General features: G+C 40.7%; 5 protein-coding genes and 1 pseudogene. All 6 read left to right on the forward strand.

All coding sequences use genetic code 11. The features are described from left to right. The coding region (locus KPX09_RS03375) for a hypothetical protein (protein ID WP_249548994.1) at positions 1-638 on the forward strand (638 nt) is incomplete at its 5' end. A gap of 882 nt (positions 639-1,520) precedes the next feature. After that, the gene (gene gyrB / locus KPX09_RS03380; RefSeq protein WP_249548995.1) at positions 1,521-3,902 is read left to right on the forward strand and encodes a DNA topoisomerase (ATP-hydrolyzing) subunit B; all 2,382 of its coding nucleotides are present in this window, start codon (positions 1,521-1,523) and stop codon (positions 3,900-3,902) included. 522 nt (positions 3,903-4,424) lie between these two features. Then, positions 4,425-4,640, forward strand: coding sequence for a hypothetical protein (locus KPX09_RS03385; RefSeq protein ID WP_249548998.1), 216 nt, complete (start codon positions 4,425-4,427; stop codon positions 4,638-4,640). A gap of 9 nt (positions 4,641-4,649) precedes the next feature. Beyond that, a complete protein-coding gene (gene nuoG, locus KPX09_RS03390) occupies positions 4,650-6,728 on the forward strand; it encodes an NADH-quinone oxidoreductase subunit NuoG (RefSeq protein ID WP_249548996.1) in 2,079 nt (692 codons plus the stop codon). Position 6,729: 1 nt separating this feature from the next. Further along, positions 6,730-7,788, forward strand: coding sequence for an NADH-quinone oxidoreductase subunit NuoH (gene nuoH, locus KPX09_RS03395; RefSeq protein WP_249548997.1), 1,059 nt, complete (start codon positions 6,730-6,732; stop codon positions 7,786-7,788). Positions 7,789-8,047: 259 nt separating this feature from the next. Then, positions 8,048-8,200, forward strand: a pseudogene (locus KPX09_RS03400) (P44/Msp2 family outer membrane protein); the annotation flags it as partial.

Below are 8,200 nucleotides of genomic sequence, written 5' to 3' on the forward strand. Positions count from 1 at the left end.
AGCGTGTACGTACTGATTTTATGGTAAGGGCGTATGCACATTTTCCAGAATTTCAAGATAATCTTTCAGAGCATATGCGTAAGCGTAGGTTAATAGGGGGTCTAGATTATAGATTTGATGTTGGTGCAACAATGGCTAGTGCAGAAAGTATGAATGAGGCTTGTAAGAGGGCTAAAGAATGTGTACCTTATGCTATTGTGCAAGCAATTCGTGAGCTCTATAGCACTACTGGAATGAATGTGGCTTGCAATATCAACAAAACAACTGGGCAGGTTTTATACGAAAGGCAACAAGAAATTCTTTCAGAGGAAGCAGATATGTGCCTTGTGGAATCGGTATCTGTTTTCACGGGTATGGAAGGTTCTTGTACTGTGGTATATCCCGAGCTTATGGCTGAAACAGCGGAAATTCATATGCGGGTTTGTGACTATCATTTATGCAAGGTTTATCTCTCAGATGCTCCTGAGTCAGGTCAAGGTAGTGTAAGTTGTAGATGCATAGATCTTTCTGCAAATGCTGCTACAGAAGGTATAGACGATCATAGTGAGGTTGGTAGTGGAGCGACAGGAGAATTGCTACTGGAAACAATGCCAGAAAATGCCATTACGGAGAAATATATCTGGTACGCTTTAAGCTAAAGTAGGTCTTTTAGAGGTGCTACTGTGTAGTAGGAAAGACTGATGTTTTACTTAGAGAAATATAGAAAGCGTTGTATTGAAGATGTCTACTCGGGTAGGTATTTTCTCTGCTTGCGTAGTCACTCCATGCAGACATATATTTTAGTCATAAAGTAACGACACACTCACATTGCAAAATATGTACCTCAAGAATAAGCGTACCGCGTGTTAATACAGTCTAGAGACGCGATACATTTTAATGATGTACTGAAGTTGCTATATCATAGTATAAACAGCGTAATATCTATGCTAGTATATTTGTCGTAGGTATTGGAGTAATGATGAAGTTATTATCGTATAGATAGAAAGGGAGAAACAAGCTTACGTTTCTTTCTACTAGATATTGCGATACTGGCTTTAAGTGATGGATTTATGCTGTTACAAGTGTTCTATCAATAATGGAAATTTCAACAGGTATTATGTAGAACTTGTATTAAAAGTATGGGGTTTTATAGTTCTATGGCACTTTGCACATCATTTTTAACTTGTGGGTTACATATTTTTACTAAGAATGAGTACGCATTAAAAATAGCGTGCTTAATGAATGGTTGCTTAGATAATGTCTCTTGAAGTTTCGCATATGGTGAGTGGCAAATTCTGAAGTGATTTTATATTGGGACTGTACAACAGTTTTACAGTGTAAGAAGTCAGATATGGGTTGTGATATATAGCGCATAAATATCATGGCTGGCAAAGCTTTATATGACATAAAGAAATGTTATATGCCTTTTAAGGCGTAGAGCTCATTTTTTGTACTGTGCTTTATTTTAAGTGGATTGACGTTTTACATTTGTCGGATTTTTTGTATTATGGTGCATGGGTTTTTCTTGGTGATATTTAAGCATGAGTAGTTACAACGCCAGCTCTATAACTGTTTTGAGAGGTCTTGATGCGGTTAAGAAGCGTCCAGGTATGTACATAGGTGATACCGATGACGGTTCGGGATTACATCATATGGCATATGAGGTAATAGATAATGCAATAGATGAGGCGTTGGCGGGTTTTTGTAACAAAATCAGCATTGTGATAGCTGCAGATGGATCAATTTCTGTCACTGATAATGGTAGAGGTATTCCTATAGATATACATGAAGAGGAAGGAATATCTGCAGCGGAAGTTATTATGACTCAGCTCCATGCTGGAGGTAAGTTCGATCACAACAGCTATAAGGTTTCAGGTGGTCTCCATGGAGTAGGGGTATCGGTTGTTAATGCACTTTCTAGTTGGCTAGAGTTGGTGATCTACAAAGAGGGTAGAGAATATTTTATGAGGTTTGAGGAGGGAAAGGCTATTGCTCCTCTGAAGATGGTGAGAGAGTGTGGAAACAAAAAAGGAACCTGCGTTCGTTTTATGCCGTCTTCCGATGTTTTTTCTTTTACTGATTTTAGTTATTCTACTCTTGAAAACCGTATCAGAGAGCTTTCTTTTTTAAATTCTAACGTAAGCATTAGTCTTAAGGATTTGCGTGAAAGTCCTGTTTTGGAATCAAGTTTTGGTAATGTTTCTGATGCGGGTGGTAAGGGTGTTGCCTTGTTTGTGGAGTATCTGGATCGTAATAAAACTCCTGTGACGCCCGTTATAACGCTTGGTGGAATTATGAGTGGCTATGAGATCTCTGTAGAGGTTTCAATGTGCTGGAATGACTCTTACTATGAGAACATGCTGTGTTTTACGAATAATATCCGTCAAAGAGAGGGTGGTACACATTTAGCTGGTTTTCGTTCTGCTCTTACTCGGTGTGTAAACAACTATGCTACTAATGAGGGATATCTCAAGAAGGCAAAGGTATCGATTATAGGGGAAGATGTTCGCGAGGGATTAACTTGTGTATTATCTATAAAAATGCCTGATCCTAGGTTTTCTTCTCAGACTAAAGACAAGTTAGTGAGTTCGGAAGCTAGGCTTGTTGTTGAAAGTATAATGTTTGAAAAGCTTTCTTCCATTTTTGAGACTAACCCTAAGCTTGCGATGAGTGTTGTGGAGAGGGTTATACGCTCTGCAAAGGGACGGGAAGCTGCGCGAAAGGCTAGGGAAGTTATAAAGAGCAGGGGGACTCTGGATTTTACTTCAATACCAGGGAAGTTGGCCGATTGTCAGGAGAAGTCGCCGGAGCTTTCTGAGCTATTTATAGTAGAGGGTAATTCAGCGGGTGGTTCTGCTAAGCAAGGTAGAGATAGGCGCTGCCAGGCTGTATTATCCTTAAGGGGTAAGATTTTAAATGTTGAAAGAGTGGGCTTAGATAGGACGTTGTCATCTAGTGAAATAATGTCTCTCATCATGGCTATAGGCAGTAATATTGGGATTGGGAGCTTTGATATATCGAAAGTTCGGTATCATAAAATAATTATTATGACGGATGCGGATGTTGATGGTTCGCATATTAGGACGCTGCTCTTAACGTTTTTCTTTAGGTATATGAGGGAGCTTATTGATGCGGGGTATTTGTATATAGCTCAACCACCTTTATATAAGCTAACTAAGCATAAGAAGGATACGTATATTAAGAATGATGAGGCTTTAAGCGATTATATAGTGGGGAATGCCACTAAAAACCTAGTTCTTAGTGGAGTAGGAGAATGTTCAGGTGATGAGCTTAAAGCTGTTCTACGTAAGTGTGTGCGTATAGCTAATATAACAAAGACCTATTCTCGGATGGTGCCGCAGGAGGTTTTAGAGGCGCTAATCGTTCGATATAAGAGGCAGGGAATGGGAAGTTCGTCTGAGCTTATGGCTTATATAAACAGCATCTTTCCTGAATATGAGTGGAATGTTGAAGTGCTGGAAGATGGTAGGCTGCAGATTCTAAAATTATCACAGGGCATGGTTGATAGATACTATCTGGATGCGGATTTTATGAACACAAGAGATGTGCAGACGATATTATCGGTACTTGATGGTATAGAGAATGTGTTTACAGAAGATACGGTATTGACTGCTAAGGATTGCACGATCAGGGTGCATTCTCCTTGTGTTTTGGCTAGTAGTGTTGTGGAATTTGGTCGTAAAGACATGGCTCTTCAGAGATTTAAAGGTCTTGGGGAGATGAATGCGGATCAGTTATGGGATACTACGTTGAACCCTCAGACCAGGACTTTATTGAAGGTGAAGATTGCTGATGCAGAAGCTGCTGATGCCATTTTTTCTGTGCTAATGGGGGATTTTGTAGAGCCTAGACGTGATTTCATTAACAACAATGCTTTGAAGGTTCAGAACATAGACTCTTAAGTAGGAGTTGAGCGGAAAGTGATTCATGCTTCATGAGTATGGTTTTGAGGTAGTGAAGCTGGTTGGATTGTCTTTATTCTATGCATTGCTTGTATAGTGCGATAAAGTAATTTATGCATAAGCGCACAGCGCAGTGGATTGTCTTGAGTAAGAAGTATGTTGCTATAATAAAGGGTTTTGGGGTTCTTATATATGCATATCTAAATGTGATATATTTTTTATACTATATGTTTTTACCTCTTTATAGTTTATTGTGGTACGTTAGGTATTCCTAGATGCGTGTATACTTTGGTTATCTTGGAATGTGGTGTAAGTTAGCCTCTGAGACGTGTTAATTCTGAGATCGCTTGGCTTATGAGCAGTATATGCTCTGTAAAAGTCTGCATGTTCTTTTAAATAGTTTTTGTTTTGCTATTAGTTTTGTTTTAGTAGTGTTGCCGCTTACCCGTTGGGTTTGGTTTATGTATTGACGGAGTGGGGCTATTTGATAGAATTGTCCCTGTTTCTTTGTGGGTAATTAGTATGGCTAAGGGTGGAAAGGTTGCAAAGACAGCGAGTAAAAACAATCCTCTGCAACGGAAAAAGGGAATTACTGCAAAATTATACAATGGTAAGCAGGTGAAGCCTGTAAAATATGTTAATCGTGATAAGGGACAAGTCTTTATGGCTGCTCAGTTTGATGATGAGAGCCTGGTGAAGGGAGCTAATGGTCTTCCTCTCGAATGGTCTAGTATATAGAGGTCTGTTATGGTTGAAGTTACTGTCAATTCTGTAAGCATAGACGTAGAAGATGGAATGACGGTTCTTCAGGCATGTGAGATAGCAGGGGTGGAGATACCTAGATTTTGCTACCATGAGCGTCTGGCAATAGCTGGAAATTGCAGGATGTGTCTTGTGGAAATAGTGGGGCAGCCAAAACTGGCGGCATCGTGTGCCATGCCCATAGCAAATGGTATGGTAATCAATACAGATACTGAGAAGGTAAAAAAGGCTAGAAAGGGAGTCTTAGAGCTTTTATTGGTTAATCATCCTCTGGATTGTCCTATATGTGATCAAGGTGGAGAGTGTGATCTTCAAGACCAGGTAGTCGCCTATGGATGCGGGATAGGTAGGTATCACGAGGAAAAAAGAGCTGTATCAAAGAAGGCTTTTGGTCCTCTTATAGAAAATTCTATGAATAGATGCATTCACTGTACTAGGTGTGTGCGATTTCTCTCGGATGTTGCTGGAACCTATGAATTTGGTACTTTCGGTAGGGGGGAGAGGATAGAGATAGATACTTGCGTTGAACAGGGGGTCACTTCTGAGTTATCGGGAAATATAATCGATTTATGTCCAGTAGGGGCGTTGACGTCGAAGCCATATGCATTTAAAGCTAGGCCTTGGGAGTTGTATCACTGTGATACGATAGATGTGATGGATGCTGTAGGTTGTAGTATACGGGTAGATTGTAGAGGTCTCGATATACTAAGGGTTCTACCCAGGCTGAATGAAGACGTAAACGAAGAGTGGATTTCTGATAAGACGCGGTTTGCATATGATGGTTTGGCTTTGCAGCGCTTGGATAAGCCATGTGTCTGGAAGGGTGGTAGGCTTGTAGAGGTAAGCTGGGATGATGCTATTGAGCTAGCTAAAGATAAATTATCTGGGGTTCAGCGTGGTAAAATTGCGGCAATTGCGGGGGATCTAGTAGATTGCGAGTCTATGTTTCTGCTTCGAAGACTTATGTTGCATCTTGGAAGCAGTATCATGGATTGTAGGCAAGATGGTGCTAAACTGAGTGCTCTTGCTAGAGGTATGTATCTCTTTAATACATCAATTGCGGGGATGGAGGCAGCAGATTTTTGTTTGTTGATTAATGCAGATCTGAGAGTAGATGCTCCAATTATAAATGCTAGAGTGCGTAAGCGGTATCTTGAAGGGGATATGCGCATAGCATCTATAGGATGTAATTTTAGCTATAACTATCAAGTGGATCATCTCGGTGATGGTATGGCGTTACTAGGAGAGATATGCAATAGCAATCATGAGATATGCGAGGCTTTGATGGCTGCGGAGAATCCCATGATAATTTTGGGACAGGATGCTGTTGTTGGTGATAAAGGGCATGCTGTGCTAATGAATGTGCTGCGTATTGCTCAGAAATTTAATGTTGTGCGAGATGGTTGGAATGGGTTTAACGTCTTGCATAAAGCTGCGGCAAGGGTAGGTGGTTTGGATATTGGGTTTTTACCGGAGGATCCTGTGAATTTCGGTGTTTCGGATATACTTTCTGCTGCTGCAAATAATGATATACAGGTGTTGTATTTGCTTGGTGCAGATGAGATAGATGTTTTTTCTGTAAGAGCTAAGAATCCTGATCTCTTTGTTATATATCAGGGGCATCATGCTGATCAAGGAGCGCAAGTTGCTGATCTAATATTGCCGGGTGCTGCATTTACGGAAAAGAGGGCCACTTATGTTAATACTGAAGGTAGAGTGCAGCGTACAGAGTTTGCAGTGCGTTCTCCAGGGGAATCAAGGGAGGATTGGAGTATAATTAGTGATCTTGCTGCGCGGTTAGGATGTCCTTTTGGCTATGAATCGGTCTTTGATGTATGGAGGGGGTTGGCTGTCCTTGGTGTACAATTTGAGGATAGTAATATAGGCAAGCTTGTGGCTTCTGAGGGGGATTTTTTAAAGTCTTTTGCTTTTGAAGGTGTCGATTCTTTGCTTGAAGGTAAATTTGCTGTTGTTGAGAAGAATTTTTATATGACTGACCCTATAAGTAGGGCTTCACCTACTATGGCTAAGTGTACTAAGTTTTTTATGAGGCAAGTCTGCTGATATGGATACTTTGTATGGGTGGTTAGTTGATTCAGGAATGCAGCTAGTAGGTATGGTCGCCTTAATGGTGGGTGTGCTTGTGAGCGTTGCCTATCTAGTTTATATGGAACGGAAGGTGATGGCCTTCATGCAATTGAGGCATGGTCCTAGTGTTGTGGGGCCTTGGGGTTTATTGCAGCCATTTTCTGATGCGCTGAAGTTGCTTGCTAAAGAGTGTATTATTCCGTTTAAATCCAGGGGGTGGGCATTTTTTACGGCTCCGGTTATTACCTTTGCGCTTGCGCTTGCGGGGTGGGCAGTAATTCCTTTAGGTGCTACTGAGTTGGTGAAAGATGGGGTTGTTGTGGTAAAGCCCTATGTGGTAGCTGACCTTAATTTGGGGGTGCTCTATGTTTTGGCTATATCATCTCTAGAGGTGTATGGCATTATTATGGCAGGATGGGCTAGTGGCTCAAATTATGCATTTTTAGGTGCTATAAGATCAGTGTCCCAGATGATTTCGTATGAGATGTCTATGGGTCTGGTTATGTTGTCGGTCTCATTATGTGCTGGTTCTTTGAGGTTGACTGATATTGTTGTGGCAAGACATGCAATGCCTTATTGGATGGATTTACTTCTCTTGCCTATGGCGGGTGTATTTTTTGTTTCTATGTTAGCGGAGACGAACCGCCACCCTTTTGACCTTCCTGAAGCTGAATCTGAATTGGTATCCGGATATAACGTTGAGTATTCCTCGATGTCGTTTGCGATGTTCTTTTTGGGAGAATATGCCAACATGATATTAGTTAGTGCAATGATGGTTGTGCTATTTTTAGGTGGTTGGTATCCTCCTCTAGATATTCGTGTTTTGTATTTCATTCCTGGATTTGTTTGGTTCTGTTTCAAAGTATTTCTTTTGCTATTCTGCTTTATTTGGGTGAGATCTACTGTTCCTCGGTATAGATATGATCAGCTCATGCGTTTGGGATGGAAAGTGTTTTTGCCATTCTCTTTTGCTTGGGTTATGGTGATATCGGGTGTTCTTTTATGGTTCAAGGCTCTGCCTGGTATGCAAAACTAAGATCACGGGCAGAGCCATCTCGATTATCATGTTTTCTAAGCCTCTACGTAGAATATATGTAACGTTTGGCTGGAAACATGCATTGTAGATATATATACCAAAATATCTTAATGCGGAAAAAAGGTTGGGAATTTCCAGACTGGGTAAAAATTAAATGATTTGTTCAGATGGAGTTCAATGACATCATGCTTATAGCTTATTTGTAGCTCGGAACGAGATTGGTTACGAGTACTTCTAAATCAAGGTTATATTAGGGGAAGATAATGAAAGTGAGGAAGATAAAGCTCGTATGGTATATCTTCTAGATAAGTAGTTAGCTTATGGTGCAGTGACTGATCAGACTGACAAGCTTGCTGCTGCCCTTGCCAAAATCCCTGGCAAAGACATTGTTCACTTTGCTAAGTATGAAATC

It is taken from the genome of Anaplasma phagocytophilum (assembly GCF_023476575.1).
Lineage (GTDB): Bacteria > Pseudomonadota > Alphaproteobacteria > Rickettsiales > Anaplasmataceae > Anaplasma > Anaplasma phagocytophilum_A.